This is a genomic window from Vibrio sp. YT-19(2023), assembly GCF_033337395.1.
In genome coordinates, this window is sequence record NZ_JAWOQN010000349.1 from 1 (window position 1) to 806 (window position 806).

An 806-nucleotide genomic window follows, 5' to 3' on the forward strand; every position below is an offset into this window, starting at 1 on the left:
GTGTGAAGTTATAACTGCCATCCGTTTTCACTACCAACGTAAAGACAGGGTTGCCATCAGCGGTCGCAACGTAGCTGAAGCTGCCATCAGGATTGGCAGTCTCTATCAACGTCACTGGATTGCCTTGCGAGGTGAGCCCATCAACAGGTTTCGCATTCGAGTCAAGCTGGTAACTCACGACTCTGTCTGCACCTTCAGTGGTCGTAAACTGGCCATCAATTGAAACTGGGTCGTTTTGGTCTGAACCGATACCAGCCAGATCGTCTTCATCAACACTGATCGCTTCAAAATCCGTTACAACTGGCAATGAGTCAACGATCGTGACTGGCAACGTAATTTTGCTCGTGTCGCCATCAAAATCCGTCGCGATGATGGAAAAGTCTAACGTTAAGGTGTCACTATTTGGAGCATGATCAACAGCCCCTTGCAGTTCAAACGAGTAACTCCCGTCACTGTTTACCTGTAACGTAAATACCGGATTGCCGTTTGCCGTCGCTGTGTAGGTAAAGCTGCCGTCGGCATTACTGACTTCGGCCAACGTGATAACTTGACCGTTGGAGGTCAAACCGTTTAGCGGGTCTGAACCTGTTTCAAGCTGGTACTGAACCACACCATCTGAGCCTTGTGTGGTCGTGAACTGCCCTTCAACCAACAGTGCGTTTGATTGTCCACCATTCGTAATTAAGTCATTTTCATCTACAGTGAGAGGCTGGACATTCTCAATCGTAGGAACGTCATCTTGAATGGTGACAGGCAAAACCATGGTGCTGGTATCGCCATCAAAATCCGTCGCTGTAATAGGGAAA

At 48.3% G+C, this 806-nt stretch carries 1 protein-coding gene; it reads right to left on the reverse strand.

The genetic code is table 11. The features are described 5' to 3' along the window. The coding region (locus R7E78_RS25835) for a VCBS domain-containing protein (RefSeq protein WP_318058569.1) at positions 1-806 on the reverse strand (806 nt) is incomplete at both ends.